This window comes from Nonomuraea sp. NPDC059023 (assembly GCF_042740095.1).
In the GTDB taxonomy this organism is placed as follows: domain Bacteria; phylum Actinomycetota; class Actinomycetes; order Streptosporangiales; family Streptosporangiaceae; genus Nonomuraea.
Genome location: NZ_JBHYIO010000028.1, coordinates 133,822 through 159,540, shown reverse-complemented (window position 1 = coordinate 159,540; position 25,719 = coordinate 133,822). Strand labels below are relative to the sequence as shown.

At 70.2% G+C, this 25,719-nt stretch carries 28 protein-coding genes; 9 read left to right on the top strand and 19 right to left on the bottom strand.

Translation table 11 applies throughout. The features are described from left to right. Positions 1-214: 214 nt before the first annotated feature. On the bottom strand, positions 215-727 hold the full coding sequence (locus tag ACFWYW_RS38700) for an SRPBCC domain-containing protein (protein ID WP_379621208.1): 513 nt from the start codon (positions 725-727) through the stop codon (positions 215-217). 377 nt (positions 728-1,104) lie between these two features. Between ACFWYW_RS38700 and ACFWYW_RS38695 the strand changes: the two genes are divergently transcribed. Further along, positions 1,105-1,668 (top strand): hypothetical protein, encoded by a 564-nt coding sequence (locus ACFWYW_RS38695; protein WP_379641202.1) that lies wholly within the window; start codon positions 1,105-1,107, stop codon positions 1,666-1,668. A gap of 218 nt (positions 1,669-1,886) precedes the next feature. Here the strand turns inward: ACFWYW_RS38695 and ACFWYW_RS38690 are convergent, their stop codons facing one another. From ACFWYW_RS38690 to ACFWYW_RS38665, 6 genes are all read right to left on the bottom strand, one after another. Beyond that, positions 1,887-2,507: a fasciclin domain-containing protein gene (locus ACFWYW_RS38690; protein ID WP_379621212.1), complete on the bottom strand. Its 621-nt coding sequence runs from the start codon at positions 2,505-2,507 to the stop codon at positions 1,887-1,889. A gap of 382 nt (positions 2,508-2,889) precedes the next feature. Next, complete coding sequence (locus ACFWYW_RS38685) at positions 2,890-3,501, bottom strand: class I SAM-dependent methyltransferase (protein ID WP_379621214.1); 612 nt, start codon at positions 3,499-3,501, stop codon at positions 2,890-2,892. Further along, positions 3,498-4,133, bottom strand: coding sequence for a TIGR04282 family arsenosugar biosynthesis glycosyltransferase (locus ACFWYW_RS38680; RefSeq protein WP_379621216.1), 636 nt, complete (start codon positions 4,131-4,133; stop codon positions 3,498-3,500). The genes ACFWYW_RS38685 and ACFWYW_RS38680 overlap by 4 nt, the downstream gene beginning before the upstream one ends. Continuing rightward, positions 4,126-4,503, bottom strand: coding sequence for a hypothetical protein (locus ACFWYW_RS38675; RefSeq protein WP_379621218.1), 378 nt, complete (start codon positions 4,501-4,503; stop codon positions 4,126-4,128). The genes ACFWYW_RS38680 and ACFWYW_RS38675 overlap by 8 nt, the downstream gene beginning before the upstream one ends. Then, positions 4,500-5,588, bottom strand: coding sequence for a molybdopterin-dependent oxidoreductase (locus tag ACFWYW_RS38670; protein ID WP_379621220.1), 1,089 nt, complete (start codon positions 5,586-5,588; stop codon positions 4,500-4,502). The genes ACFWYW_RS38675 and ACFWYW_RS38670 overlap by 4 nt, the downstream gene beginning before the upstream one ends. Beyond that, positions 5,585-6,823 carry a glycosyltransferase 87 family protein gene (locus ACFWYW_RS38665; RefSeq protein WP_379621222.1) on the bottom strand — a complete coding sequence of 413 codons (1,239 nt, stop codon included), beginning with the start codon at positions 6,821-6,823 and terminating at the stop codon, positions 5,585-5,587. Before ACFWYW_RS38665 ends, ACFWYW_RS38670 begins: the two co-directional genes overlap by 4 nt. Positions 6,824-6,941: 118 nt before the next feature. On the opposite strand from ACFWYW_RS38665, the gene ACFWYW_RS38660 reads away from it, so the two are divergent. The 4 genes from ACFWYW_RS38660 to ACFWYW_RS38645 all read left to right on the top strand — a co-directional run bounded on the left by ACFWYW_RS38660 (position 6,942) and on the right by ACFWYW_RS38645 (position 10,491). Next, entirely contained in the window at positions 6,942-7,922 is a 981-nt protein-coding gene (locus ACFWYW_RS38660; protein ID WP_379621224.1) for an NAD-dependent epimerase/dehydratase family protein, read from the top strand. After that, positions 7,913-8,617 (top strand): glycosyltransferase family 2 protein, encoded by a 705-nt coding sequence (locus tag ACFWYW_RS38655; protein WP_379621226.1) that lies wholly within the window; start codon positions 7,913-7,915, stop codon positions 8,615-8,617. The genes ACFWYW_RS38660 and ACFWYW_RS38655 overlap by 10 nt, the downstream gene beginning before the upstream one ends. Positions 8,618-8,816: 199 nt before the next feature. Continuing rightward, positions 8,817-9,809: a DUF389 domain-containing protein gene (locus tag ACFWYW_RS38650; RefSeq protein ID WP_379621228.1), complete on the top strand. Its 993-nt coding sequence runs from the start codon at positions 8,817-8,819 to the stop codon at positions 9,807-9,809. A 151-nt stretch (positions 9,810-9,960) separates the two neighbouring features. After that, entirely contained in the window at positions 9,961-10,491 is a 531-nt protein-coding gene (locus ACFWYW_RS38645; RefSeq protein ID WP_379621230.1) for a hypothetical protein, read from the top strand. 42 nt (positions 10,492-10,533) lie between these two features. Here the strand turns inward: ACFWYW_RS38645 and ACFWYW_RS38640 are convergent, their stop codons facing one another. The 3 genes from ACFWYW_RS38640 to ACFWYW_RS38630 all read right to left on the bottom strand — a co-directional run bounded on the left by ACFWYW_RS38640 (position 10,534) and on the right by ACFWYW_RS38630 (position 12,241). Then, entirely contained in the window at positions 10,534-10,827 is a 294-nt protein-coding gene (locus ACFWYW_RS38640; protein WP_379641204.1) for an alpha/beta hydrolase, read from the bottom strand. Continuing rightward, positions 10,752-11,390, bottom strand: a complete 639-nt coding sequence (locus ACFWYW_RS38635) for a TetR/AcrR family transcriptional regulator (RefSeq protein WP_379641200.1) — start codon at positions 11,388-11,390, stop codon at positions 10,752-10,754. Before ACFWYW_RS38635 ends, ACFWYW_RS38640 begins: the two co-directional genes overlap by 76 nt. A 332-nt stretch (positions 11,391-11,722) precedes the next feature. Continuing rightward, on the bottom strand, positions 11,723-12,241 hold the full coding sequence (locus ACFWYW_RS38630) for a hypothetical protein (RefSeq protein WP_379621234.1): 519 nt from the start codon (positions 12,239-12,241) through the stop codon (positions 11,723-11,725). Positions 12,242-12,381: 140 nt separating this feature from the next. On the opposite strand from ACFWYW_RS38630, the gene ACFWYW_RS38625 reads away from it, so the two are divergent. Further along, entirely contained in the window at positions 12,382-12,837 is a 456-nt protein-coding gene (locus ACFWYW_RS38625) for a GbsR/MarR family transcriptional regulator (protein ID WP_379621236.1), read from the top strand. Between the two features lie 56 nt (positions 12,838-12,893). On the opposite strand, the gene ACFWYW_RS38620 is transcribed toward ACFWYW_RS38625, so the two are convergent. The 3 genes from ACFWYW_RS38620 to ACFWYW_RS38610 form a co-directional block, all read right to left on the bottom strand. Then, positions 12,894-13,037: a hypothetical protein gene (locus ACFWYW_RS38620; RefSeq protein ID WP_379621238.1), complete on the bottom strand. Its 144-nt coding sequence runs from the start codon at positions 13,035-13,037 to the stop codon at positions 12,894-12,896. 60 nt (positions 13,038-13,097) lie between these two features. Next, entirely contained in the window at positions 13,098-14,705 is a 1,608-nt protein-coding gene (locus ACFWYW_RS38615; protein WP_379621239.1) for a CocE/NonD family hydrolase, read from the bottom strand. A gap of 161 nt (positions 14,706-14,866) precedes the next feature. Next, the gene (locus ACFWYW_RS38610; RefSeq protein ID WP_379621241.1) at positions 14,867-15,346 is read right to left on the bottom strand and encodes a DUF6653 family protein; all 480 of its coding nucleotides are present in this window, start codon (positions 15,344-15,346) and stop codon (positions 14,867-14,869) included. 83 nt (positions 15,347-15,429) lie between these two features. On the opposite strand from ACFWYW_RS38610, the gene ACFWYW_RS38605 reads away from it, so the two are divergent. The 3 genes from ACFWYW_RS38605 to ACFWYW_RS38595 all read left to right on the top strand — a co-directional run bounded on the left by ACFWYW_RS38605 (position 15,430) and on the right by ACFWYW_RS38595 (position 17,913). Further along, positions 15,430-15,927 carry a GbsR/MarR family transcriptional regulator gene (locus ACFWYW_RS38605; protein WP_379621243.1) on the top strand — a complete coding sequence of 166 codons (498 nt, stop codon included), beginning with the start codon at positions 15,430-15,432 and terminating at the stop codon, positions 15,925-15,927. 328 nt (positions 15,928-16,255) lie between these two features. Further along, positions 16,256-17,296: a PP2C family protein-serine/threonine phosphatase gene (locus tag ACFWYW_RS38600; RefSeq protein ID WP_379621245.1), complete on the top strand. Its 1,041-nt coding sequence runs from the start codon at positions 16,256-16,258 to the stop codon at positions 17,294-17,296. Positions 17,297-17,421: 125 nt separating this feature from the next. Further along, positions 17,422-17,913, top strand: a complete 492-nt coding sequence (locus ACFWYW_RS38595; RefSeq protein WP_379621247.1) for a MarR family winged helix-turn-helix transcriptional regulator — start codon at positions 17,422-17,424, stop codon at positions 17,911-17,913. Between the two features lie 102 nt (positions 17,914-18,015). Here ACFWYW_RS38595 and ACFWYW_RS38590 read toward each other — a convergent pair whose 3' ends face one another. The 6 genes from ACFWYW_RS38590 to ACFWYW_RS38565 all read right to left on the bottom strand — a co-directional run bounded on the left by ACFWYW_RS38590 (position 18,016) and on the right by ACFWYW_RS38565 (position 25,651). Continuing rightward, the gene (locus ACFWYW_RS38590; protein WP_379621249.1) at positions 18,016-20,361 is read right to left on the bottom strand and encodes a PEP/pyruvate-binding domain-containing protein; all 2,346 of its coding nucleotides are present in this window, start codon (positions 20,359-20,361) and stop codon (positions 18,016-18,018) included. 106 nt (positions 20,362-20,467) lie between these two features. Further along, positions 20,468-22,057: an ABC transporter permease gene (locus ACFWYW_RS38585; protein WP_379621251.1), complete on the bottom strand. Its 1,590-nt coding sequence runs from the start codon at positions 22,055-22,057 to the stop codon at positions 20,468-20,470. Continuing rightward, positions 22,054-22,938, bottom strand: a complete 885-nt coding sequence (locus tag ACFWYW_RS38580; RefSeq protein WP_379621253.1) for an ABC transporter ATP-binding protein — start codon at positions 22,936-22,938, stop codon at positions 22,054-22,056. The genes ACFWYW_RS38585 and ACFWYW_RS38580 overlap by 4 nt, the downstream gene beginning before the upstream one ends. Positions 22,939-23,059: 121 nt before the next feature. Continuing rightward, positions 23,060-23,572 (bottom strand): class I SAM-dependent methyltransferase, encoded by a 513-nt coding sequence (locus ACFWYW_RS38575; RefSeq protein WP_379621255.1) that lies wholly within the window; start codon positions 23,570-23,572, stop codon positions 23,060-23,062. Between the two features lie 182 nt (positions 23,573-23,754). Further along, positions 23,755-24,417 carry a potassium channel family protein gene (locus ACFWYW_RS38570; RefSeq protein ID WP_379621257.1) on the bottom strand — a complete coding sequence of 221 codons (663 nt, stop codon included), beginning with the start codon at positions 24,415-24,417 and terminating at the stop codon, positions 23,755-23,757. Continuing rightward, entirely contained in the window at positions 24,410-25,651 is a 1,242-nt protein-coding gene (locus tag ACFWYW_RS38565; protein ID WP_379621259.1) for a cation:proton antiporter, read from the bottom strand. The genes ACFWYW_RS38570 and ACFWYW_RS38565 overlap by 8 nt, the downstream gene beginning before the upstream one ends. Positions 25,652-25,719 lie beyond the last annotated feature (68 nt).

Sequence of the window (25,719 nt, the reverse complement as noted above, 5' to 3'; positions counted from 1 at the left end):
ATGGCGATATGGCCTGTGGAGTCGCCGCCACGGCTCTCATGATGTCGGCCTTCCCGGCCCCGAGGCACGCCGGCGGCACTGCCATCCAGATGCGTTCAGTCGCGATAGCCGAAAAAGGGCCAATCGCTCGACGTGCCACCGGCGTGCGCAGGGGCGAACCCGGTGCGCGCCATGCTCTCTCAGTGCGCCCCGGCCACGAGTCGGCCTTGAAAGATTATTCCTGACCTGCGCGCAGAGTCTCCGCGAAGCGCCGTCCCGGCGTCGGGTCGACCCCGAAACGCTCAGCGTAGCGTTCGTGCGTTTGCGCCCATCCCTGGTGCGCCTCCTCCTCGGACAGATACCCGCCAGCGAGATGGCGATCGAGCCGCGAGAGGTAGGTGTGCCATCCGGTAGCCGTCTGTGCCGCGACCGCACGGTCGTCGAGGACGTGGGTGAAGATCAACCGGCAACCGCCGTCCTGAGCTGAGAGCTCGAAGCCGTGCGGCTGACCGGCGTAGGTCCACGCCAGGCGGTGGGGAGCGTCGGCCTCCGTCACCTCAAGGGTCGCGCCGTAGGATTCGAAGGCCTCCCCCGCCGCCGGCGTCCAGTTGACGGCCGCGGGCATCCAGCGCTCCAGCTCGGCCGGTACGCTGACCGCCCGCCACACGCGCTCTACCGGATAGGCGAGCACGCGTTCGAAGCGCAGCGCCGGGCGGCCGTCGATCGTTTCCAAAGTTCCGTCGGTCATGGATTTCTCCTTCGGGTGTCGTTCGAGGCGTCAGGGATCCTCGACCGGAACGGGGTTCATATTGCCATATGGAAATATGAACTGCAACTCGGGGTGAGCCCACGGCCGGGATCCGCGCCGCCGCCTGGGACGGCATCCTCATCGGCCTGGCCCGGAGGCAATCAGCCCGGTCGCAAGTCCGCCCCGGCTTGTTCTCTTCACGCTGCCTGACCCGCCAGGGGCAAGTGGTGGAACGGCGGTTGGATGAGATCACCTTGCCCACTGGGCTCCGCTCTCTCAGTGTTCACTGGCCGCACCGGCTGGTGATCTTCTGCGATGGTCCTGCCGTTGTCCACGGGCGGCACAGTCGTAGCGGGCACAGACGATTCCGTACGGTGATGCGGCTGATCTCCAGCGTGCCGCCACTCACGATGGGTTTCGATCCCGGCCTCCAGGCAGGCGAGGTGTGGGCCGTGGCCGGGCCTGGGCCGACAAGCAGCCCGACCTGGGCGACGATCCGCTCGTGTGGGAGGGCGTTCCGCGCGGGGCCGCGTGGCTGGCCTCCACCGCCCCCTGACCAGCTGCTCACCAACCCGTTGCCGCCCGTCCTCGGGCCGGCCGACGGGAGCCGGGCGAACTACCTGTGGTCGTCTGACGAGGGCCTGGTGCGGCTGATCGACCGGGAAGACTCCGGCCGCAGCGATCGGGCGTTCGAGCTGGGCGAGGTCCGCGAACACATCTCCCGCCACGACGGGACCTTGGACGCCGACCAGCTCCTGCCTCACCTTGACCCGGCCCCCGGCGAAGCCGGACGGGTACGCGACTTCCGCCGTCTGTGCCGCGGCCAGTGGCGTGTCCCCGCGGGCATCGGCCGGGCCCGATGCCCGCGATGCGACACCAGCCAGACCGTTCATCCTGCGAAGCAAGCGGCCCCCACGCCTGCCCAACCAGCCAAAAGCTGAGTCACGCAAGGGCGTCAAGCGTGCCCTAGTGCGGCCTGCACATGATCGCGGCGCGTGGAGAACCGGCTCGGGAACGTGGCGGCGTCACCTCGGAGACCGGCACGGGACGACGTCCGCGAGCCTCCCGGAGGCCGCTGGTGCCACCTCCGGGAGAGGGGCGCCAGCGGTTGCTCCTGCCGTCCGGCGCCCCTCCTTCCTGACCGGGGTCGCCGCCGTCGTCACATCTTGGGCATCAGCACGGTGTCGATGATGTAGACGCTGGCGTTGCGGGTGGGCACGTCGCCGCAGACCACCCGGGCGTTGTTGATCTTGTAGGTGGTGCCGGAGCCGCTGGCCCGTACCTTGCCACCCTGAAGGGTGGTCAAGCGGGCGCTACGCAGGTCCGCGGGGGTTTTGCGGCCCTGCACGACGTGGTAGGTGAGGATGCTGGTCAGCATCTTCTTGTTGGCCATGACCTTCTTGAGGCTCTTCTTGGGGATCTTGGCGAAGGCCTGGTTGGTGGGCGCGAAGACGGTGATGCCGTCGGCCCCGTTGAGCGTGTCCACCAGACCCGCCTTCTTCACCGCCTTGACCAGGGTGGACAGGGCCGGGTTGTTGGACGCGGCGGTGGCGACCGGGTCGTCGGCCATGCCGGTGAAGCTGCCCTCCCCGCGCGCCGGTACGGAGGAGCAGGCCGGGCCGAAGGGCGAACGGGCCGTAGCCGACGAGGCCACGCCAGCGAGGTTCGCGGCCGGCGCGATGCTGTCGGCGTCGCCGGTCGAGGCGAGCGCGCCCGAGCCGGTCAGCAGGACTGCCACGGCCAGAACGGGCAGCCCGGCGACGACAAAACCACGGTTCATACTGGGATTCCTTACCTTGGACGGGACGGACTCGGTGCGGGCGCGAGGGTGAGCGCTCGCCAGCGTGACCGCGGACATCCGGCCGGATCACGGCGGCCCGGGATCCGGGGCCGGTTCTCAACAGTCACACCAGGGTTTCGGAGCCACTGCCGAACCGGATGGGACCGACTTCGCCACCGGATGCAACATTCTGATGACGGGGAGTGGTGATCAACGCTGGTTGTGCGGCCATTCACGCCGGAAGTCATCCCGTGGTGCACACGCAGGGCAAGGAAAAGGGGCTAGGACCCGGCTGACCGGCACCCCCTCAGCCCCCCGCGGGGAACTGGTGTGCAAGGTTGCGGGCATGAGGTCCATCAGGCCGGGCGGGTGAAATGCCTGTTCAGGCTAGGCGGGCGAGCCAGCGGTCCCCGATCGGCCGGCACCGGGTGGAGGGGAAGCCCGCGGCGTGGGCGACGCGGGCGATGTCGGTGGCCGAGACCGTGGCCCAGGCGAACCAGTCGCCGGTGCGTTCGCCGTGGCGCAGCCGTACCAGGTCGATGTGGCTGGTGGTCTGTGGAGGTGCGACGTCGGCGAGTACGGCGCCGCCCGGGCGGACGAGCTGGCGGATGCGGCGCAGCAGGTTCTCGGGGTGGCCGCCGATGCCGATGTTGCCGTCGGCCAGGAGCGCCGTGGACCAGCGGCCGGTGCCGGGCAGGTGGTCGAAGACATCTCTCAGCAGGGCGCGTCCGCCCGCCTCGCGGGTCAGGGCGACGGCGTCCGGGGTGATGTCGATGCCGAGGGTGTAGACGCCGCGCCTGGTCAGGGCGGCGGTGAGGCGGCCGGGGCCGGAGCCGATGTCGAGGGTGGGGCCGGTGCATTGGTCGAGCAGGGCCTCGTCGGCGTCGTCGAGGTGGAACCACGCGGTGCTTTCGAGGGGTCGTGTGGTGCCGTCGAGGTGTTCGATCAGCGCCGGTGTCCCGGTGAGGGCCTCGGCGTAGAGCTGTCCGATCATCGGTTGAGCTCCCGCAGGACGGCGGCGAAGCGCGTGTGTGGAGCCTGGGCGGCGACCTGGGCGGCGTCGGCGGCGGTGTCGACGTCGGTGAGTTCGGGGAGATGGTGTACGGCCAGCCGCGCCTGCGCCAGCCGGTCGAGTTGGTGCTTGCCGGTCTCCGGATGGGATATGGGGACGCCGAGCAGCAGGCCGGGGTCCGGTTCACGCAGGCCGAGGAGCCAGAAGCCGCCGTCGGCCGCGGGTCCGTAGACGGCGTCGCACTCGCTCAAGGCCCGGGTCGCCTCGGTCAGCAGTTCGGCGGTGACCTGCGGGGTGTCCATGCCGATGAGGACGACAGGGTCGGGACGCAGCCGCTGGGCGTCGGTGAAGGCGGCGGCCAGCCGCTCGTCGAGGCCGTCGCCGCGTTGCGGGATGATCACGTATCCGGTGGGCAGCCAGGCGCCCGGCAGCCCGTCGAGTGCCAGCAGGCGTTGCGTGGCCGGGGCCGCGGCGACCGTGTGCAGGGTGTCGGCCAGCGCGGCTTCGGCCAGTGCGGCGGCTTCGCCGGGGGTGAAGGGCGGCGTCAGCCGGGTCTTGACCCGGCCGGGCACCGGTTCTTTGGCGAGGACGAGTATCTGCGCGCGGCTAGGCATCGGGCTTGCTCCTTGCCAGGTATTGACGGGCCAGCGCGATGATCACGATCGCGGCCAGGACGAGTGCGAGATTGAGCGGGTAGTCGAGCGGCAGGATCGACGGGTTGTCGGGGCGGCGTCCGATGGCCAGCACGGTGGGGAGGGTGGCCAGGGTGAGCGTGGCGCCGACGATCACGGTCGCGCGCCAGGGCGCGGGCCGGCGGCCGGCCACGGTCCCGGCCAGGAGGGTCGCGGGCGCGAGCACGGCGTCGTGGGCGAACAGGATGGCGGCGAAGCAGACCGCCCAGCCGACGACGATCCCATCGCGCAGCAGCCCGATGAGGCCGATGCCGACCAGCACACACCCGACCGCATATGCAGGAAATTTCATGACACGCGGACCTCCTTCACCCACTTGGTCTGCTGGACGCCGGGGCGGTTCGGTGCGATCAGGCGCACCGGGTAGCCATGGTCGGCGTCGAGCGTCCGGCCGTTGATCTTCAGGGCGAGCAGCGTCAGCGGGTCGTTCCAGTGCGGGCGGCGGACCTCGCTGCTGCGGTAGTAGCCGACGCGCTCCAGCGATTCGAGGGTGACCAGGGCATCGGGTCCGGCTCCCGCGAGAGTCAGGAGGTCGCGTAGCCGTACCCCTGTCCATTCGCACGTGACGCTCCAGCCCTCCACGCAGGCGATCGGCAGCCGGACCGTGTGCTGCGGCAGCCGCAGCAGGTCCGCGTAGCCGAGCGACAGCGGCGTCCGGACCGATCCGGTGACCGCCAGGCGGTAGCCGGCCGGGACGCGCACCACCCCCGCGGCGGCGGCCGAGCGGTTGACCGGCACGCCCTGGGGTCCCACGCGCGGGTCGCGGGGCGCCAGGACGGCCAGCCGTTCCAGCGGGGTGAGGGTCTCGCCGACGGTGACCAGGGCGGTCAGCCCGCAGGCGGCGGCGATCGTGCGCAGGAACCGGCGGCGCTCGGCGCCATCGACCCGGTTCCAGGCGCCCTTGCGGATCTTGGCCCATTCGTTGGCCACGTGGATGATCAGGGCGCCGTAGACGATGTAGGCGGTCCAGTAGTGGGCCTGGAGGAATCCGAACGGCCACGGGTAGATGTAGGCGATGTTCAGCAACCCCGTGACCAGCTGGAACAACGCGCCGCCGACCAGGAGCAGCACGAACCCCCGCTCCAGCGCGTGCCCCGCCGAGCGCAGCGGCGGCCACTGCCACAGCTTCGGGTAGACCGCCCACAACTTCGCCAGCAGCAGAGGGACCGTGGCGATGCCGCCGATGACGTGCAGCCCCTGCGTGACCCGGTACAGGTTCACCGGTCGTGACGGCCAGAGCAGCCAGGCGGGCGGATGCTGCAGGAAGTGGCTGAACAGGCCGGTGGCGAAGGCGACGGTGAAGCTGACGCCCAGCCACAGGCCGAGCTTGGCGGCCACCTGTTCCGAGCGCAGCTTGCTGGTGAATCGCGGGATCATCGCGCCGCCTCCAGATCGCGGGTACGGCGAGCGGTCAAGATGGCCAGGGCGGCCAGGGTGTAGCCGAGCGTGGCCCCCGCGGGAGCCACGTAGGCGACGGCTCCGGCCAGCGCGATGCCCAGCCACTCCCACCGGCCCGACATCGCGGCCAGCGCGACCACGAGCAGCGCGTACCAGGAGTAGCCGGGCGTGAACAGCAGGAAGAACGAGCCGGTGACCAGCAACGCGCCGTCCCAGGGCCCGTCGGCGTCGCCGTACCGGAGCACGAACAGCGCTGCCAGCGCGAGCAGGCCGATCGCCGCGAACGGCGCCCAGCCATCGGGCAGCACCAGGCGCAGGAGCAGATACCGGTTCCCGCCACCGGCGGCGTCGTAGCGCTCTTCCTGGAGATAGCCCGGCAGGTACCCGGCGACGGAGCCATCCGAGATCAGCAGATAGGGAAGGTACGTCAACCCCACCACGGCCACAGCGGACACCAAGACCGGGATGATGCGCCGGCCCCCGGCCAGGACGCCCGGGAACACCGTCACCGGCAGGAGCTTGGCGGCCACCGCCGCGCCCAGCAGCGCCCCGCGCGCTCGCGTCATCGACAGCGCGAGCACCACCAGCAGGACGGCGAGCATGTCCACGTGCGCGTTGTTGACCGCTTCGATCGGTACGGCGGGGCACCACGCCCAGCAGGCGGCCGCCCGGATGCTGCGCCAGGAGAGCAGCAAAAGGGCGGCCACCGCCATCGACCAGCCGCCGATCTGCAACGCCTTGTGCCGCACGCCGTCCGGTGACAACACGTGGACGAGCAGGAAGTACCCCTGGGCGACCGGCGGGTAGATGGTGGGCACGGTCGGCCGGTTGATACGGGTGCATCCTCCGCCCGGCAGCGGATACCGAGCCTCGCACACGCCGGGGAACAACCAGGCGTCGCGCAGCGGCGCCAGGACCGGATCGGCGGGCGGGTGGTCGTAGGGCGAGATGCCCGTCGCCTGCACCCGCCCATCCCAGACATAGCGATAGAAGTCACCGCTGCTGCTCGGCGGCGCGCTCAGCCCGGTGGCGGCCAGCACGATCCCGCCGCCCACGACGAGCACGCGCATCCGGCGCTCCGGCAGCCCCCTGGCCAGCCACAACGCGGCGGCGAACAGCGCCCAGGCGGTCAGGTACCAGCCCAGGCGCGGCGGACCGGCCACCGTCGCCACCAGCACGGCGGCCAGGAGCACGAGCACCGCCCCGACCTTCACACGAGCATCCTTTCATTCTGTAATCGGACGCTCACGGTACGTTCGCGGTTCGTAAGAGTTCTTACGAACCGCGAACATGCCTTCAGCCCCACCCGGCGACCGGACTACCGTCGATCACGTGAAAGTGCTGGTCACCGGCTCGGCCGGGTTCATAGGCGGTCACGTCGTCGAAGCGCTGGAGGCTGCCGGGCACGAGATCGTCCACTTGGACGTGAGAGAAGGCGCCGACGTGCGCGACGCCGCCGCCCTGGACCGGCTGCTGCCCGGTGCCGAGGCCGTGGTGCACCAGGCGGCCAAGGTCGGCCTCGGAGTTGACGTCTCCGACCTGCCGGGCTACGCCTCGGTCAACGTGTACGGCACCGCCGTCCTGCTGGCCGCGATGGCGCGGCACGCCGTCGACCGGCTGGTCCTGGCTTCCTCGATGGTCGTCTACGGCGAGGGCGCCTACAGCTGCCCCGAGCACGGCCCGGTGCGGCCGGGCCCGCGCTCGGTCACCGACCTGGACCAGGGCCGCTTCGACCCCACCTGCCCGCGCTGCGGCGCCGCGCTGCGCCACGAGGTGATCGGCGAGGACGCGCCGCCCGACCCGCGCAACGCCTACGCCACCAGCAAGCTCGCGCAGGAACACCTGGCCGCCAACTGGGCCAGACAGACCGGCGGAACCGCCGTCGCCCTGCGCTACCACAACGTCTACGGGCCCCGTATGCCCCGCGACACCCCCTATGCGGGAGTGGCCGCGATCTTCCGCTCCGAACTGGAGGCCGGCCGGGCGCCGCGGGTGTTCGAGGACGGCGGCCAGCTCCGCGACTTCGTCCACGTGCGCGACGTGGCCCGCGCGAACCTCGCAGCCCTGGACACTCCCCCGCCTCTTGGCACGCTGACCGCCTACAACATCGCCAGCGGCACCCCGCACACCGTCGGCCAGATGGCGTACGCGCTGGCCGACGCACGCGGCGGACCCCGGCCTCAGGTGACCGGCGGCTACCGGCTCGGCGACGTGCGGCACATTCTCGCCTCCCCCGCCAAGGCCGGGGACGAGCTGGGCTTCCGCGCCGAGGTCGAGTTCACGGCCGGGATGAAGGAGTTCGCGTGGACGTGATCCTGCCCTGCCTCAACGAGGAGGCGGCCCTGCCCTGGGTGCTGGGTCGCATGCCGGACGGCTACCACCCCATCGTGGTCGACAACGCCTCCACCGACCGCACGGCCGAGATCGCCCGCGACCTCGGCGCCGAGGTCGTCTCTGAACCTCGGCGCGGCTTCGGCGCCGCCTGCCACGCGGGTCTCCTGGCCGCGCGGGCCGACCTGGTGTGCTTCATGGACGCCGACGCCTCCCTCGACCCGCGCCAGCTGCCCGCGGTCAGCTCGGCCGTCGCCCGCGGGGACGCCGACCTGGTGCTGGGTGCCCGCCGACCGGTGGCCTCGGGGGCATGGCCGTGGCACGCGCGGCTGGGCAACCGCGTGCTCGCCCGGAGGCTGCGCCGCCGTACCGGAGCCGACCTCCACGACCTCGGGCCCATGCGGGCGGCGCGACGCGAGGCGCTGGTGGAGCTCGGCCTCACCGACCGGCGCTTCGGCTATCCGCTGGAGATGGTGCTGCGCGCCGCCGCGGCCGGGTGGCGCATCGCCGAGATCGAGGTGGACTACCTGCCGCGTTCCGGCCGCTCCAAGGTGACCGGAACGGTACGCGGGACCATGCGCGCCATCTCCGACATGCGCCGCGTCATGGCCGAGCGTTCCCGAACCCCGGTCATGGGTCAGGAACCACCCGGCAGCCAGCGACCTGCAGGTCCGTGACCCTGGCGGCACCGGGTGGCTGGTCGATGCGTGCCTTGAGACTGGAGCGCCGTCGGCGGTCATGTGCGGCTGCTGCTTTCTTGCCTCTGACATGACGCTGGCCTGGTGCGAATCCGGATAGGAGGGAGTACGAAGCACCTCAAGGAGAAGCCGTGACCGCCTCGTTCGATGACCGGACTGACTTCGACCTCGTCACCCCATGAAACGGCTGAGGCAGCGGCTGGTCCCCGCGGCGCAGCGGCGCACGCTGGAAGAGCTCACCGCCGATCTCGACCTGCGGGAAGGAGATCGTCCCTCTCGCTACTCGGCCTTCTGGACGATGCTCGTGCTGTCCTCGGTCATCGCCGCGGCCGGGGTGATCTCCGACTCGACCGCCACCGTGATCGGCGCGATGATCATCGCTCCGCTGTCGACGCCCATCATGGGCCTGGCGCTGGGGCTGGTGAAGCGGTCCAGGACCGGGGCGGCCTGGTTCGTGGTGGGCGGGGTGTGCGCCGTCGTCGCGATCGGGCTGCTGGCGTCGCTGGCCATGCCCGGCACCTTCGAACTGCTGGCCAACAGCCAGATCGCGGGCCGTACCTCACCGGGGATCGCCGATCTGGTCGCGGCGATCGCGACGGGCCTGGCCGGAGCCGTCGCGCTGGCCCGCCGCGATGTCGCGGCGGTGCTGCCGGGCGTGGCCATCGCGATCTCGCTGGTGCCGCCGCTCGTCGTGGTCGGCGTGTGCCTGGGACGAGGCGCGCCCTGGCTCGCGCTCGGGGCGCTGGTGTTGTTCCTGTCCAACATGCTGTCGCTGGTGATGGCGGGGACGTTCGTCTTCGCCGCGCTCGGGTACACCACGCCGCCCGCGCCCAGCCTCTCGCGCAGGCGCGCGGTCCTGGTGCTGGGCGGCCTCGGCGTGGTCGTCACCGCCGTACTGGTCGGCAGCACCGTGGCGAACTACGTCTTCTCCCGGTGGGAGAGCCAGGTGAAGCAGGTCGCGAGCGCGTGGCTGGCAGGCGACGGGGACGCCGCCGTCACGGACGTGCAACTGCAGTCGAACACCTTCCGCATCGCCGTACGCACGCCCGGCGACCTGCCGCCTGTCGCCGACCTGCTCACGCGCCTGCGCGGTGTGGTCCCCGACGGCCTGCCGATCGTCGTGCAGACCACCCAGGGCCGCCTGATCACCGCGGGGAGGGTGGGCTCCTGAAGAAGCTGGGACGCCCCACCGGCCAGCCGGGCTCTTCAGCGGGACCGGGCGGTACGGCGAGGGCGCCGCGTGTCCACCCTGACCTGCTCACCGAGCGCCACGCGGCCGTCGCCTCCTTGACACTCCCGGAGAGCGGAGGGACGGTGAGCCCATGAGGAAGATCATCACGATCGTGTGCGCGTCGCTCCTGTCCATGGCATGGGTGACGACCTGCGCCACGACGGCGTCCGCCGCGAGTCCTGCGTTGGTCACCTGCGTGGGGACGACCACGGTCGCCTTCACCCCCGGGCTCACCCACACCTCACAGACGGTCGCGGTCAGCGGCCAGGACGTCGCCTCCGCCTGCGTCAGCCTCACCCACCCGAGCCTGACCAGCTTCACCGGCCCGTTCTCCGGAACCGCCACCCAGTCATGCACCACGTTCTTCGGCAACGGCTCCGGCACCGAGACGCTGTACTGGAACAACGGGACCACCAGCGTCTGGAACTACACCAACAGCTTCTCCAACGTCAACGGCACCAAGGTCGGGACCTCCACCGGCGCCATCTCCTCCGGCACGCTTGCCGGGGCCGAGGTGACGCAGACGATCACGTTCGCCAACCTCGACCTGTCCGCCTGCTCCACCCCCACAGGACTCACCGAGATCAGCGGCCTCGACACCTGGACGATCACCAGCATCTGATCGATGCGACCGGTTGGACTCGCGCGTCTGGACGGTGGTTGTTCATGCGGGTGGGCGGTTGCGGGTGAGGTTCTGGCCGGGCAGTACGCCGTCAAGGAGGTAGCGGGTCACCTTGGTGTCGACGCAGGTGTTGCCTTCTGCGGCGTAGACGCCGTGGCGGTAGGCGCCGTTGAGGGTGATCATGCGGGAGCCGGTCAGCGCTCGGTGCATGGCCCGCTGGCCGGGGTAGGGAGTGGCGGTGTCGCCTGTCGCGCCGACGATCAGCGCGGGGGCGGAGTTGCCGATCGTGGTGGGCTGCTCCCGTGGCCGGGTGGGCCAGAACGCGCAGGGGGTGATGTTGCGGACGAGTGGCCCGAACAGGGGTTCGGTGGTGCGGTGGCGCTGGATGTCGCGGTAGTAGGTGTGGGGGTCGCGAGATGCGGCCGGGTCGGCGCACAGGACCGCGATGCCCGCCCGGTCCTCGCCTGCCGGAGCTCGCCGTGCTTGGCCGAGCCGAACGACACGGTGCCGATCGCGACCGACAGCACCGCGCGGTGCTTGCCGTCGAGGGTGGACATCATGTCGGTGCCGTAGCCGAAGATGCCGCCGTTGTGTCCCCAGATGACCTTGCCGCACGAGGTGATGGCGCGGTAGATGCCCTGCCGGACGCTCGCGCCGACCTGAACCAGCCACGGATGCGCGCGGAACACCCTCCACAGATCCCGATACAGCGCCACCGGCTCCGCCACGCCACCCGTCTCCGGCGCGGGCACCATGGCCAGCATGTGCTCATAGACCGCCGCGAACAGGTCGTCCTTGCCCCGCACATGGTTGTAGATCGACATCTGCCGGGCACCCAGCTCACCGGCCACCGCGGTCATCGTCATAGCCTCGAACCCGTCCCGGTCCAAGACCTTCACCGCGGCCTCCACCGTCGAGGCCCGGCTGAGACTGCCCCGCCGTACCCGCTGCCGCCGCCCATACCGGGCAGGCACGGACGGCACCGAGTCTTGTTCACCCGGCCACGGCCGCGGGCTGCGGCACCTTCACAACTCCCTCCCGCCGCGCCGTCCAGCCCGTCGAGATGAGGTGACGCCACCGTGCCCGTCCTGAGTCGCCTTCGGCGCAGCCTGCCGGCAGCTCTGGCAGGGAGCGGGCGTGGCCGGTCGCGGAGGGTTGAGGTTCGTCTGCGGGCGGGCCATGCCACGGGCGTGCGTACGACGGGCGCGTGGAAGCGGTACCGGGTGGCCCGTCAGGGCCGGCGCAGAGAGATGGGCAGATGGAAGCGGCGGGCGATCCAGATGATGGCCAGGTCGCAGAGGGCGAGCCCAAGGGTGGCGGGGAGCAGGACGGCCCAGCCGCTGTCGCCTCCTTCGCCGATGCTCCAGAGGACTTTGAGCAGGGCCATAAGGTTGATGATCACCAGGCCCCAGCCCAGGGACCGGTGCCAGAATGCCAGGCACAGGGCGGTCAAGCTGGCGATGACGGCCAGCACGCCGAGCAGGTGGGCCGCTGACAGTTCGCCGATGCTGCGGATGAGCTCCTTCTCCATGTCGAGGAATGCCTGTACCTGGGGGTCGACCCGGGCCGGCGGCGGGAACCAGAACATGCTGGTGAACAGTGCCAGGAGCGTGATGACAATGCCTTTCCAACTTCGCCGCCAGGCGAAGTAGGCCAGAGGGAGGACGAACAGCGGCCGGATGTACCAGCTCAGGGTGTTGGTGTGCCGGGCGTAGGCCCAGTCGAGGAATTCCTGCAGCACACCGCTCACCGAGCCTCTGTGTGATGCCCGGCAGCCTGCGACGATTCGCGGGCCTCGGCGACATGTGGCCGGCCCGCACCGGCGATAGCGAGAGAGAACATAGTTCATTCTATTCGTTCGGAACGATCCGAACAACATAGAATATTGGTGTGGCAGACATCGAGGAGTTCGTGGAGAGTGCGGGACTGTACTTCGAGCGTCTGGGGCTGAGCAGGACGGCCGGCCGGGTCATCGGCGCCTTGCTGGTCGACTCGGGTGACGCGGCCGACGCGCCGGGGTTGTGTGCGAGTTTGGGGGTGGCCAAGAGCAGTATGAGCGTCGCCCTCGGCCAGCTCGAGCGAGGTGGCCTTGTCGAACGTTTCCGCCCGCCCCGGGCACGCCGCGATCACTACCGGCTGGCCGAGGACGTCTTCGGGCGGGCGTTCCGGGCGAAGATGGCCGAGTTCACGGCGTTCGCCGAACTGGCGGGGCAAGGATTGAGCGTCGTCGGCGACAACCCCCGGGGCAAGGCCAGGCTTGAATCGATGCGCGACATGTACGCGTTCATGGGCCGCGAGTTCCCCAAGCTCCTCGATCAGTGGGAGAAGGAAAGAGAGCGTTCATGATGCGGTGGCGCCCGAGCAGGGCGTAGATCTGGTCCGCGGGTGGAAGAGCATCTGGTTCATGGCGTGCCGAGAAGGATCTTCAGCCTGACGGTACTGGGGTTACGCAGCCGCAGGCCCACGACGATGATCCAGGCGAATCCGGCCGGCAGGGCGGCGTGTTCGAGCAGCCCTGCAGGCGCGGGGCGGAGCACGCCCTGCACGTCCAGACGGAAGGCGATGCCCGCGGCCCACGTGGTGGGTACCGCCGAGTACGAGCAGTTTCATGACGCTCCTGGAGTGAGGGGCAGCCAGAGGGCTGACGGGTGCCGATGGTCGTGGAAGATCTCGTGCTGCGAGGAGCGCAGGTTCGTACCGGTCTCGAGCGGTTCGCCGGTGCCGGGATTGCGGCCGAAACGCGGGTGGGCGCCGCTGGAGACCTGCAGCCGGATGCGATGCCCGCGCCGGAAGCGATGGGCCATCGGCCACAGGACGATGTCGGCCACGCGGATGTCACCGGGGTCGGTCAGCCGGACGATGCCGTCGCACACGTTGACCGAGCAGCCGCGCGTGTCCACGTCACACAGCCGGGCGAAGTAGTCGACGTGTGGGTTGTCCGAGCGCGCGTGCAGGCGGACGCGGACCGGGCCGATGGCCTCGACGGCTTCCGTCAGTGGCGCGGTGGTGAAGGTGAGCACGTCGGCGCGGCCTTCGACGGCGCGGTTGTCCTTGGCCCCCGCGAACAGGCCCACCTGTGTCCCGCCGATGGTGGTGGTGGGGTCCGCGGGATCGTAGCGGTATCGGCTGGGCGCGGCGTCACCGTCTTGCGGGGTACGGCTCAGCCCGCCGCCCGCGTGCAGGAACCAGGGGGCCGGTTCGTGGGCGGGCGGCCAGGCGGGCAGGTCGATCCAGCGGCCCGCACCGGTGACGAACAGCCGTACACCGGTTGGTGCTTGACGCCCGAGCAACGCGGCGTCCAGCATCGCCAGCGCGTCGGCCAGCCCTTGACGGGTGTAGAGACCGCGGCCGTGGCTCCACGGGCCGACCAGCAGCCGCACCTGCCGCCCGGCCGCGACCAGAGCGGCGTGGTCGGCCAGCATGCCCGGCAGGAAGAAGTCGTACCAGCCGCCCTGCAGGTGCACCACCGGCGGCATGCGGGCGGTGTTGGCGCGGTGATCGGTGCTCGCCCAGTAGGGGTCGCCGGGACCATGCCGGACCCATTCCCGAAACCACGTCACGGCGTGCCCGGTCAGTGCCCTGTCGGCCTCCGGCAGCGGAAGGGCCAGCGTGGCGCGCGACAACCGCCGCTCGGCGCCCACCATGCTGAGCATCTGGCGGGCGATGCCGCTGGAGAACATGCGGTCCACCAGTTGCACCCAGCCGAGCGCGCTACCCGTCGCGAACGCTCCCCCCGGATACATGAAGCCTTCGGCGAAGGAGGACGGCGCGTCCTGGACGAGCGCGATCTTCCATTCCGGGATGTCCCGGGCGGCCAGTTCCCACTGGGCGAAGCCGAGGTAGCTGGCGCCCCAGGTGGCGAGCGTGTCGCCGAACCACGGCTGGGCGCGCAGCCAGCTCAGCGTGCCATCGCCGTCGGCCGGATCGATGACGAACCCGTCGAAACGACCGCCGGAGCCGGCCGTGCCACGCAGGCTTTGGTACAGCACCTGGTAGCCGCGCTCGGCCAGCAACTTCGGGAGCCCGTCCAGCGCGTTGCCCCTGCCGTACGGGCTGCGCAGCAGGACCAATGGCGGCTGTCGCTGGCCCGCCGGATAGTAGTGCGTGGCGAGCAGCCGCACGCCATCGGCGGCCGGGATCTCCACGTTGCGCCGCATGCGCACGTGGTGCCGCAGCGCGGGGCGAACGCCGTACAAACGGCTGAGCAGGGTCATAGCCGGTCACTTTCCGCCGACGCCGATGAGACATCGCCGACCAGGCTTCCCGGCACACCATCGCGACCTCGCCGAGGTCCGATACTCCATCAATCTAGCAAAGTTTCATGAATCTCTGAAGGCTCGATACATTCAATGTTGCCGCGGAGGTCGACGAAAGCTCACCCTCCCAGGGGCGGCGCGCCCTCCCGGGCATGCTTCCGCTCTTCGTACAGCAGCCCCATTCTGTCGATCCGCCAGAGCTGGGCGATGACCGTGAGCGTCGCGCCGAAGACCGTCGGCCAGACGTCGAGCACGACCAGCCCGTAGCCGATCAGTGCGAAGCCCGCCGACCCGGCCGCGATGAGCAGTCGCAAGATCTTGCGGTGATCGGCCGAGACGAGCGACTTGTGCTGCAGCCAGAGTTGTTCCCCGTAGATCCCTTTGGACGACCAGCTGGTGGGCGTGGTGACCGCCGGGAACGCGTAAGGGTTGACGAACAGCCAGACCACGACCAGTCCGATGGGAAGCAGGCTCCACCAGCCGATCCACTCCCTGCTCCAGATCGCGAGAATCATGAGCGGGATCGCGGCGAACCTTGTCCATACGCTCCACGGGTTGGCGTGACGCTTCCATCCCTGGTCACTCAGGCCGATTTCCATAGCTTCTCCGTTTCCCGGTCCACCTCAATGTATACAACTTTCAGAGATCTGTAAATATTCAGAGCACCTAGTAGCATTGACGGATGGATGGGAATGAACGGCTGCGCGAGGCGGCCGAAAGGCTTGCGCTCACCCTGTCGCAAGGCGGCATGCAGCGCTCGACCGCCCGGGTCATGACCGCACTGCTCTACACGCAGCAGGAGACCATGACCGCGGCGGACTTGTGCGACGAGTTGTCGATCAGCTCCGGGGCGGTCTCCACCGCGGTCAAGCAGTTGCTCCCGGTCGGCCTGATCGAACGTGTCCCGGCGCCGGGCAGCCGCCGCGATCACTACCGTTTCCGCCCGGGCGCGTGGGCACGGCTCATGTCCCAGCAGAACGCCATCGTGGCCACCATGAGCGAGGCCGCCCGGGAAGGGCTCGATGCCGCGGGAGAAGACAGCGTCGCCGGCCGACGGCTTCACGAGATGCGAGATTTCTACACCTACATGGCAGCCGAACTGATCCCGCTCATCGACGGCTGGCGCGAGCACTACCTCGCCGAGCACGATGGTGGCGACCGTACCGGGCCGTCAGTGTGATCGATGGGTCGAGCTCTGTCATCACCATCTTGATCCTTGCATAGGGCAACAATCTGCTAGCCTCGGAAAAGGTGAGCCGGGAAGTCTGGTCGGCATGGCACGGTCATGCCCACCCCCCCCCGGAGGTCCTCGATGCCGCCCTCGCTCGCGTCCACGGCCGGCCAAGCTCCAGAGCCAGACTTCGTGGGGGATGTCCCGGGCGCCAACGATCATGCTCGTGCTTCGGGCGGCCGGACTGCGGACTCGGGCCTCGATCGATGATGCGATGTCGGAGTTCGAGGACACCTGATCATTGACAGCGAGGAGCGGAATGCCGCGAAGTCACGGTATGAGGTCGCAGACGGTCCTTCGCGGCCTGCCGTTCGCGGCAATGGCGGCGGTCGCCTCTGTTGATCTTCTGGCTGGGCGGAGCCTTGGTTTTCTTCCCTTGCTCACCCTCGGGCCCACGTTCGCCTGCGTGTCGGGAAGTGTCAGAAGGACCGCGGTGGCGGGAGTGATCGCTCTGGCCATCTGCCTGCCGCTGGCGTACTACAACGGCTCGCTGTTTCGGTGGCAGAACAATCTCACCATCGTCACCATCATCGGTGTCACCGGCGCAAGCATGCTGGCCAGCGCGCTCCGGCTGCGTCGCGAGCGGGAACTGGCCAATGTCCGGCTGGTCGCCGAGGCGGCACAGCGGGTTCTGCTGCGGCCTGTGCCGCGCCGGGCGGCGGATCTGCAGATAGCGCTCTCCTATACCTCCGCCGCGGCCGAGGCCCAGATCGGCGGCGATCTCTACGAGGTCGTCACCACGCCGAGCGGCGTCCGGCTGCTCATCGGTGACGTTCAGGGTAAGGGCTTGGATGCGGTCGAGACCGCCGCCTGGGTGCTCGGCGCCTTCCGCGAGGCGGCCTACGACGAAGACGACCTGCTCGGGGTGAGCGAGCGGCTCGAAGCGTCCCTCACCCGGCGCCTTGGTGACGAATCGTTCGTGACAGCGATCCTGGCCGAGCTTCGGGACGGCGAGCTCGTTGTGCTCAACTGCGGCCATCCCGCCCCGCTCCTGCTCACCCGTGAAGGCGGTGTCTGCCTGATGGAACCCCCGGAGGAAGGGCTGCCTCTCGGCCTCGCCGCGCTGGCGTCCGCCGTTCCGAAGCCGTATCGGATCCCGTTCCGGCAAGGGGATCGGATCCTCCTCTACACCGACGGCGTCATCGAGACCCGCGACCGGACCGGCGCCTTCTATCCGCTCGTCGAACGGGCTTCGCTGCTGAGTGAGGCGGACTCTCAGCATGCGCTGGACACCCTGCGGGAGGACTTGCTGGAGCATGCGGGCGGTCCACTGCCGGATGACGCGGCGATGCTGCTCCTGCGAAGGCTACGGGACTGAATCATGGAACCGACTCTTTCCGAGCCCTTCTGCGGCTCCATGGGGCTGGCCGTACTCACCCAAGGACTGACGGCGGCACGGGCACACGCGGGTGGCCTAAGCTTCAGCGCGGTAAAACGGTACCCATGACTGAGCTGCCCGCTGGAGAGGACGTCGATGCGGTGAGCGCGGCCGTGCTCACCGGTTCGCGGACCCTTGTCGCGATCGCGGCCAGGTCGCTGGCTTCGGTCGAGGACAAGGTCACGCTCCCGCAGTTCCGCATGCTCGTGGTGCTGGCGGGCCATGGCGAGACGAAGCTCGTCACCATGGCGGAGTTGCTCGATGTGAACTCGTCCACGGCCATGCGGATGGCCGACCGCCTGGCCAGTAACGGCCTGGTGGTGCGCGAGGTCAACCCTGACAACCGCAGGGAGAGCCTGATGCGTCTGACACCGGAAGGGCGCCGCCTGGTCGATGAGGTCACCGCGCGCCGGCGGGCGGAGATCTCCTCGATCGTCTCCCGGATGAGGCCGGATCAGCGACAGGCGCTCATCTCCGCGGTGGCCGCGTTCAACGCGGCCGCGGGTGAGCCGCCGGCCGATACGGTGCATCCGCTCGGCTGGCCCGACCTGCCATGAGAGGCCCGCCCGGCGGCCAGACCGGTGGTCGCCGCTTGCGGCGCCGGAGCCACCACCTGAGCCAGGTGTGATCCGTCCCCGAAAGGGCCGGCCCTGAGCCTGTCAGCTCTCCTCCACCTTCACCGTGCCGGCGCTCCCGTCGATCGTGATCAGCTGCCCGGTCCTGATCTCGTGCGTGGCGTTGCGGACGCAGATGACGGCGGGGATGCCGTACTCCCGGGCCACGGTGGGGCCGTGCGCCACCGGGGATCCGGTCTCGGTGACCAGACCGGCCGTGGTCATGAACAGCGGGGTCCAGCCGGGGTCGGTGGTGGGGGCCACGAGGATCTCGCCGGGTTCGATGTGCGCGCCCGCCGGGTCGCGGATCACCCGTGCCCTGCCGGTGGCCCTGCCCGCGGCGCCGGCCATGCCGGTCAGCACGCCCTCCTCCGCCGGCCCGTGCGGAACGAGCGTCTCCACGTCGGTCCCGTCCGACAGCAACGCGCCGGGGACGGCGTGCCGCCGCAGTTCCCGCGTGTACTCGGCGCGGCGTCTCGCGGTCAGGCCGCGCTGGTCCGCTCCTTCGTGTACGGCGGCGCCGGCCTCGGACAGGTCGAGGAACATGATGTCGTCGGCACGCTCCAGCAGCCCGCGAGCGACCAGGTCGTCGCCGATCAGCAGAAGCTGCCGGCGTGCCGCCTGGAGCGCCGGCAGCCAGGCGAACTTCCCGATCTCCCGGAGCCCGGTCAGTTCGCGCGAGCGACGCATGAGAAACGTCGCCAGCCGGCCGCGCACCGGCCTGTTGCGCCGCGCTCGCCGAGCCAGCACCTCAAGCGTGGCTTCCGCCTTCCGCGCCGCCTGGTCGAAGCGCCGGTCGGGCGCCTGCTCAGGGTCCTCGACGCGAAGGTAGTTGGCGATCGTGGCGAACAACGGGGCCGGTTCCTCCTCCCAGCGGGGCATGCCGACGTCGATCTCGGCGGCGGCGCGCATGCCGTACTTCTTCAGGAAGCCGGACATCCCGATGTCCGGCAGATCACCGGCACGGAAACGCGCGGCCAGTTCTTCCGGCGGGGTGTCGAGGAACAGCTCTCGGTGCTTGCGCGCCTTCACCGACAGGTTCCACAGGGCCAGGTCCATCTCGGTGGTCACGTTGTACGGCATGCCGCCCAGGACGGTGTCCAGTTCGCCGGGCGAGGCGACGCCTTCGAGCAGCCCGGCGGGGGCGGTGCCTGCCAGGATTCCGGCCATCAGCGGCCACACGATGCCCATCATGTCGGGCGTCATCACGGCCTTGTGAGAGTCCTCGATCACCCAGCGCAGCCGCTGCGCGCTGGTGGCGGGCTCGGCCGGCGGTCGCGTCAGGCGGCTGATCTCCCGGACGCCGCGATAGGCCCGGGCCCTCGCGGCGCCCGGCCGGGCCAGGCTTCGGACGATACCGGTGATCGCGCCGGGCGCCAGCCGTACCGTGATCCTCAAGGCGCTTCGTACACGGAACGGCAGGCCGCGCCGCGGCGCGAACCGCGGATCGTCCAGCATGCGCAGGACGGCGCCCTGGACCCGGGGACCGTACACCTCCAGGGAGACGCCGAGCCGGTTGCGCATGGCCTTGTTGCGCACGAAGTCGGTGAGGTCGAAGTACAGCCGCCCGCCGATGGGGACCATCCGGGGCATCGGATCGCGCGGGTCGACGGTGGCGCCGGCGCCCTTGAACCACATGCCCGCGCCGGTTTTGAGCATCGACACCCCCATCGGAGTCGTCGGCCTGAGCATGCCCTGGATGTGGCCGAACTCCAGGTAGAGCCGCGTGTCGCCGGTGTCGGGCGGGGCCGGGAACAGAGTGGTGACCGGCCGGGACTGCAGCAGCCACAGCGTGTCGTCACCGTCGATCGCCCACTCGATGTCCTGCGGCGAGCCGAAGTGCTTCTGCAGCCGCCGCCCGGCCTCCCGCAGTCGTTCCAGCTGGTGTGCGGAGAGGCATCCCGACTCGGCCGGGATGGCCGTCGTGTCATGGTCGAGCAGGTAATGGTCGGGTACGACCGTGCCGTCGACGATCGCGGTACCCAGACCGGGGGCTGCGTCGACGACCATCTGGGTGCGGCAGCCGGTGATCGGGTTGGCGGTGAACAGCACACCGGCGACCGCGGGGTCGATCATGCGCTGAACCACCACGGCCATGGCGGCCTCGTCGATGCCCGCCACCGCGCGATAGGCGACGGCACGCTCGGTATGCAGGGAGTCCCAGCACCGCCGGACGGCGTCGAGCAGCGGCCCGGTGCCCTCGACGTTCAGATAGGTGTCCTGCTGACCGGCGAAACTGGCGTCCGGCAGGTCCTCGGCGGTGGCGCTGGAACGAACGGCCACGCGGCCCCCGCCGAGCCGCTCGTAGGCATCGAGCAGCTCGGCCTCAGGAAGATCTCCGGACCTGTACGACTCGACCGTGAGACAGAAAGCCGTCCGGGACGCGCTCACCCGCCTTGATCATCTCTCCGAGCCCGGCGGCCTTGCCTCCCACACGATCGACCATCTGAGCGTCGATCTCCAGCAGACGGATCAGATTCATCCCTCTACCCCCATCTCAGTTGCCGGTCAGATCACGCCGCCGGAAGGTGAGGAGCCCGGCCCCTGCGCAGGCCAGGGCGACGGTGGCGAGCCAAAGGAGCGGGCCCGCGATCACCTCGCCGCCCGGGGCCTGCGGCAGGTGCGCGTAGGGCGACAGGTTCCGCAACGCATCGGGCAGTTGGAGGACCTCGCCCAGCTGTCCGAGCAGAGCGAAGCCGGCCAGCGCCGCCCAGGCGAGTGCGGTCAGCCGGGGAAGCACGCCGTACAGCAGCATGGCCAGAGCGGCCGTCACCCAGACCGCGGGCACCTGGACCCACGCCGCCCCTGCCAGCCGGAGCATCTGCCGTCCCGCGTCGCCGGTGCGCAGACCGTGGGCCAGTCCGACGGCAAGCCCGCCGGCGGTGAGGATCACCGCGGCGCCGCCGAAGGCCATGACCAGGTGAGCGAGCGTCCAACTGGTGCGCGAGACGGCCGCGGCCAGCACCGGTTCGGCGCGCAGCGCGCTCTCCTCGGCCTGGAGCCGCAGCACCGCCTGGACGGCGAAGCCGCCCGCGACCAGGCCCATCACGCCCAGCACGGTGGCCAGGAAGGTGTCGGTCAGCGCTCCCTCGCCACCCAGCTGGTCCAGGATGGCGGCGAGCTGCGGGTTGTCGCGCACGATCTGCCCGGCGCTGTCCGCCAGGGTCCCGAACAGCGTCCCCATGACGGCGAAGCCCGCGGCCCAGGCGAGCACACCGCCACGATGCAGCCGCCAGGCCAGGCCCAGCGCGCCGCCCAGATACGGCGGCGCGTCGGCAGGGCCGTGCCGGGGCCGCAGTACTCCGGCGCCCAGGTCTCGGCGCCGGGCCAGTGCCGCGGCGAGGACGACCAGCGTGAACGCGGTCAGGACGGCCAGGGCGAGGACCCACCAGCGCTCGTCGGCGAAGGCCCGCACCCGCTGCGCCCAGCCGAGCGGAGAAGCCCACGACAGCGCGTCGATCCGCGCGGCATCGCCCGCGGCGCGCAGCAGGAACGCCAGGCCGAGCACCAGGAGGGCGAGGCCGTTGGCGGTGCGGGCGTGCTCGGTCAGTTGCGCCGTGAGCGCGGCCAGCGCGGCGAACAGCCACCCGGTGCAGGCGATGGCGAGCCCGAAGGCGAGCGCGCCGGGGGCGGGCAGTCCCTGGCCGGCCAACGCGGCCGTGAGCAGCAGGCCGATGAGCAGGTTCGTGCCTGCCGCCACGAGGAGCGCGGAGGTCATGAAGGCGTGCCGGCCGATGGCGCAGGCGCCGAGAAGTTCGGCCCGGCCGCTCTCCTCTTCCGCGCGGGTGTGCCGGGTGATGAGCAGCAGGTTCATCAGCGCGGTCAGGATGGTGGTGATCGTGGTGGCCCGCCAGGCGGTCAGCCCGCCGACCGAGGCCGGGTCGTAGACCGGGCCGGTGATCGCCTGCAGGGCCGGGGTGGAACCGATGGTGACGCCCAGGGCGACCCGCTGCGCCATGCCGGGATACAGCTCCGCGATCGCCGAGGCGGTGCCCGCGACGGCGCCGACGATGAGCAGGATCCACACCGCGAGCGCGAGGCGGTCACGGCGCAGCGCCAGCCGTACCAGGGAGAAGGTGCCCGTCATGGGGAGGCCTGGTAGTGGCGCAGGAACAGCTCCTCCAGGGTGGCCGGGTGGCAGGTCAGGTCGCGCACGCCCGCGGCGGTGAGCAGCGGCAGCACCTCACGCAGCCGGTCGGGCTCGATCTCGAAGATGATCCTTGAGCCGTCGACGGCCAGGTTGTGCACACCGGGCAGGTTCCCGGGGACGCGGTCGAGGTCGGCGGTGACGGTGGTCCGCGTCAGGTGCCGCAACTGGGCCAGGGTGCCGCTTTCCACGATGCGGCCGGCGCGGATGATGCTCACCCGGTCGCAGAGCGCTTCGACCTCGGACAGGATGTGGCTGGACAGCAGGACCGTGCGGCCGTTGCCGCGCTCCTCGGCCACACACTCGCGGAAGGCGGCCTCCATCAGCGGGTCGAGCCCGGCGGTGGGCTCGTCCAGCAGTAGCAGTTCGACGTTCGAGGCGAGTGCGGAGATGAGGGCGACTTTCTGCCGGTTGCCCTTGGAGTAGGCGCGGCCCTTCTTCGTCGGGTCAAGGTCGAAGCGCTCCAGCAGGTACTGCTTGCGCCCACGGTCGAGCCCGCCGCGCAGCCGTCCGAGCAGATCGATGGCCTCGCCGCCGGACAGGTTCGGCCACAGGACGACGTCGCCGGGCACGTAGGCCAGCCGCCTGTGCAACTCGACCGCGTCGTGCCAGGGGTGGCCGCCCAGCACTTCGGCGTGGCCGGAGTCGGCCCGCAGCAGGCCGAGCAGGACGCGCAGAGTGGTGGTCTTTCCCGCGCCGTTGGGGCCGAGGAAGCCGTGCACTTCACCTTCGGCCACGGACAGGTCGAGGCCGTCCAGGGCAGTGACGGCGCCGAAGGATTTGGTGAGGCCGCTGACGAGTACGGCGGGACTGCCCGGCATGGGCGCCTCCCTGAAGCCGGTCCGATATGACGTTGCCGACCAGGCTTCCCGGCGCTCCACCATCGACGTTAACAGCGCCGGATCCGGCGCGCCAGACGGGCTGATGCCCGATCGTCCGGGGTCAGCCCGGACGGGCGATGCCGAACACGTGGCTGAACCGGCTGAACGTGAAACGGTCGAGCCGGCCGATGCCGAACCCCGCCGCACGGATGGCGGCGACCGGGTCGCGGGCGGGGTGGCAGCCGCCGCAGGCGCGAGACCACAAGGGCGTGATGAGCGTCTCGGTCAGGGCGAGCGGCCGGCGGGCGGATCGCACATGTTCGTAAAAGCGCAGCTCTCCCCCGGGTCGAAGGACCCGGCGCACCTCGGCGAGTGTCGCCCGCAAGGGGGCGCAGCAGAGCACCAGCGAGCAGATCACGGCATCGCATGAGCCGTCCGGCAGCGGGACCTGGGCGGGATCGCCCTCGACGATGCGAATCGGGGTGGGGAGGGTGTCAGCCACCTGCTGAGCCGTGGAGCGCAGGAATCCATCCGGCTCGACCACGATGATCTCATCGAGGTCCGGCGGATAGCAGGTGAGTTTGACGCCGTCTCCTGCCCCGAACTCCAGCACCCGTCCGGTGAGACCTGCCATCAGCCATTCCCGCTGGACGGTCGGCCGACGTCCTGTGCATACGGGGCGGGGGTGGTGGAACTGCTCCATGCCGCATCCGATGATTGCCCGGCCGTCCGGAGGCCGGGGGACAACGTCCATCATGACCCCACTATCGACCGAAACCTCCGCCTGCGGCAGCCTTTGGCGCAATACCTTGGCGGTCAGGGCAGGTCGGTGAAGCGTTCGACGTTCTGGGTGGTGCCGGAGACGATGATGATGTCGCTGTAGGTGAGCTCGGTGTCGGCGGTGGCGTAGGTGAACTCCTCGCCCTCGCTCTTGACCGCGACGACGGTGACGCCGTACTTGCGTCGCAGGTTGGAGCGGCCCAGCGGGAGGCCGGTGTAGTCCTTGGGAGGTCGCGTCTTGGCCATCGCGAAGTTGTCGTCCACCTGCATGTAGTCGAGCATCCGGCCGCTTACCAGGTGCGCCACTCGTTCGCCCATGTCGTGTTCGGGCGAGACCACGTGGTGGACGCCGACTCGGGTCAGGATCTGGGCGTGCTGGCGGCTAACCGCCTTGGCCCAGATGTCGTCGACCTCCAGCTCTGTCAGCAGGGCCGCGGTGAGGATCGACGCCTCCAGGTCGCCGCCGATGGCCACGACCGCGCGGTAGAAGTCGGCGACATCTAACTGGCGCAGGGCGTCGAGGTCAGTGGAGTCCGCGACGGCGATGTGCGTGAACTGCCCGGCCAGGCTCTGCACCACCTTGGGACGGCGGTCGATGGCCAGCACATCGGTGCCCCGCCGGACCAGCTCCAGCGCCAGCGCGCTGCCGAAGCGACCCATGCCGACCACCACGACCGGGTCACTGTGTATGTCAGCCACGATGGTCCTTCCCATCCGCGATGTCCTTGCGTCCCCGCATGCGGCGGACGATGCCGAACCAGGCGGGCACGTCGCGCTCGTCGTCGAAGCCGCGGGCGACGACGATGTCAGTGGACGAGTGCACCAGGATCGAGAGCACGATGGTGACCGCAACCAGCTGAAAGACCTCCTGGGCTGCGGCGATGCCGGAGGCGAGCACGATCAGGCCGTAGACCACCGAGGCGAACCCCTTCGGCCCGAACCAGGCCACCGCCGCCTGCTCCCGCATCGTCAGCCCGGATCCGAGGAACGACACCCAGATCGCCACCGGCCGCGCGGCGACCAGCGCCAGGACGGCGAAGACCCAGCCCTGCCAGCCGACCGCGCCCAGCAGCGCGGGCGTGATGAGCGCGCCGAAGACCAGCAACGCGGCCAGCTTGAACAGTTCCGCGATCAGCTCGCCGAAGTGCTCGAACGACTCACGCTGGCGCGCGCCGAAGGTCGCCACCGTGATCCCGGCGGCGAACGCGGCCAGGAACAAATTCCCATGCGTGGCCTTGCCCAGGGCCAGCACCAGCAGCCCGATCGCGAGCGCGTTGAGCGGCTCGTACTGCGTGGAGGCCGAGAACCAGCGCGTCTGCTCCAGCTTGATGGCCAGCCACGGCACCGCCACGCCGATCACCACGCCGATCCCGAGCTCCGCGCCGAGCGCGCCGAGGTGCAGGTCATCGGATCCGGCCGCGACGGCCAGGAAGAGCATGACGAACGGCAGCGCCAGCCCGTCGTTCACGCCCGATTCGACGTTGAGCAACTGTCGTAGCCGGGGCGGCACCTTCTCATTGCCGACCAGCGCGGCCGCGAACACCGGATCCGTCGGCGCCAGGATCGCGCCGATCAGCAGCGACTCGATCCAGCCCAGACCGACCAGATAGTGCGCCAGCAACGCGGTGATGATCAAGGTGAGCGGCAGCCCCCAGCCGAGCGCCCGGCCGGGCAGCCGCCACGCGCCGCGCAAATCCTGCCACCCGACCCGCATGCCGTCGCTGAACAGCACCGCGAACAACGCCAGCTCCGCCAGCGTGCCGACCAGCGGCTCACCCGCCCGCAGCGAGACCACGCCCAGCACGCCGTCGCCGAGCACGAACCCGGCCACCAGGAACAACGCGGCCGTCGACAAGATCGTCCGATGGGCCAGGCTGGACAGCAGCACCGCGACCAGCAGGACGACGGCGAACGCCGTCAACAAGGTGCCCATCAGCACGCCTCCGCGTCTCGTATGACTGTGACGTTTGCCGACCAGGCTTCCCGGCGCACCGCGCTATA

What these genes read in the sequence shown, in the direction of transcription:
- ACFWYW_RS38700 (WP_379621208.1), bottom strand. Translation starts at nt 727, where the DNA reads ATGACCGACGGAACTTTGGAAACGATCGACGGCCGCCCGGCGCTGCGC.
- ACFWYW_RS38695 (WP_379641202.1), top strand. Translation starts at nt 1,105, where the DNA reads ATGCGGCTGATCTCCAGCGTGCCGCCACTCACGATGGGTTTCGATCCC.
- ACFWYW_RS38690 (WP_379621212.1), bottom strand. Translation starts at nt 2,507, where the DNA reads ATGAACCGTGGTTTTGTCGTCGCCGGGCTGCCCGTTCTGGCCGTGGCA.
- ACFWYW_RS38685 (WP_379621214.1), bottom strand. Translation starts at nt 3,501, where the DNA reads ATGATCGGACAGCTCTACGCCGAGGCCCTCACCGGGACACCGGCGCTG.
- ACFWYW_RS38680 (WP_379621216.1), bottom strand. Translation starts at nt 4,133, where the DNA reads ATGCCTAGCCGCGCGCAGATACTCGTCCTCGCCAAAGAACCGGTGCCC.
- ACFWYW_RS38675 (WP_379621218.1), bottom strand. Translation starts at nt 4,503, where the DNA reads ATGAAATTTCCTGCATATGCGGTCGGGTGTGTGCTGGTCGGCATCGGC.
- ACFWYW_RS38670 (WP_379621220.1), bottom strand. Translation starts at nt 5,588, where the DNA reads ATGATCCCGCGATTCACCAGCAAGCTGCGCTCGGAACAGGTGGCCGCC.
- ACFWYW_RS38650 (WP_379621228.1), top strand. Translation starts at nt 8,817, where the DNA reads ATGAAACGGCTGAGGCAGCGGCTGGTCCCCGCGGCGCAGCGGCGCACG.
- ACFWYW_RS38645 (WP_379621230.1), top strand. Translation starts at nt 9,961, where the DNA reads ATGAGGAAGATCATCACGATCGTGTGCGCGTCGCTCCTGTCCATGGCA.
- ACFWYW_RS38615 (WP_379621239.1), bottom strand. Translation starts at nt 14,705, where the DNA reads ATGACCCTGCTCAGCCGTTTGTACGGCGTTCGCCCCGCGCTGCGGCAC.
- ACFWYW_RS38610 (WP_379621241.1), bottom strand. Translation starts at nt 15,346, where the DNA reads ATGGAAATCGGCCTGAGTGACCAGGGATGGAAGCGTCACGCCAACCCG.
- ACFWYW_RS38605 (WP_379621243.1), top strand. Translation starts at nt 15,430, where the DNA reads ATGGATGGGAATGAACGGCTGCGCGAGGCGGCCGAAAGGCTTGCGCTC.
- ACFWYW_RS38600 (WP_379621245.1), top strand. Translation starts at nt 16,256, where the DNA reads ATGAGGTCGCAGACGGTCCTTCGCGGCCTGCCGTTCGCGGCAATGGCG.
- ACFWYW_RS38595 (WP_379621247.1), top strand. Translation starts at nt 17,422, where the DNA reads ATGACTGAGCTGCCCGCTGGAGAGGACGTCGATGCGGTGAGCGCGGCC.
- ACFWYW_RS38585 (WP_379621251.1), bottom strand. Translation starts at nt 22,057, where the DNA reads ATGACGGGCACCTTCTCCCTGGTACGGCTGGCGCTGCGCCGTGACCGC.
- ACFWYW_RS38580 (WP_379621253.1), bottom strand. Translation starts at nt 22,938, where the DNA reads ATGCCGGGCAGTCCCGCCGTACTCGTCAGCGGCCTCACCAAATCCTTC.
- ACFWYW_RS38575 (WP_379621255.1), bottom strand. Translation starts at nt 23,572, where the DNA reads ATGGCAGGTCTCACCGGACGGGTGCTGGAGTTCGGGGCAGGAGACGGC.
- ACFWYW_RS38565 (WP_379621259.1), bottom strand. Translation starts at nt 25,651, where the DNA reads ATGGGCACCTTGTTGACGGCGTTCGCCGTCGTCCTGCTGGTCGCGGTG.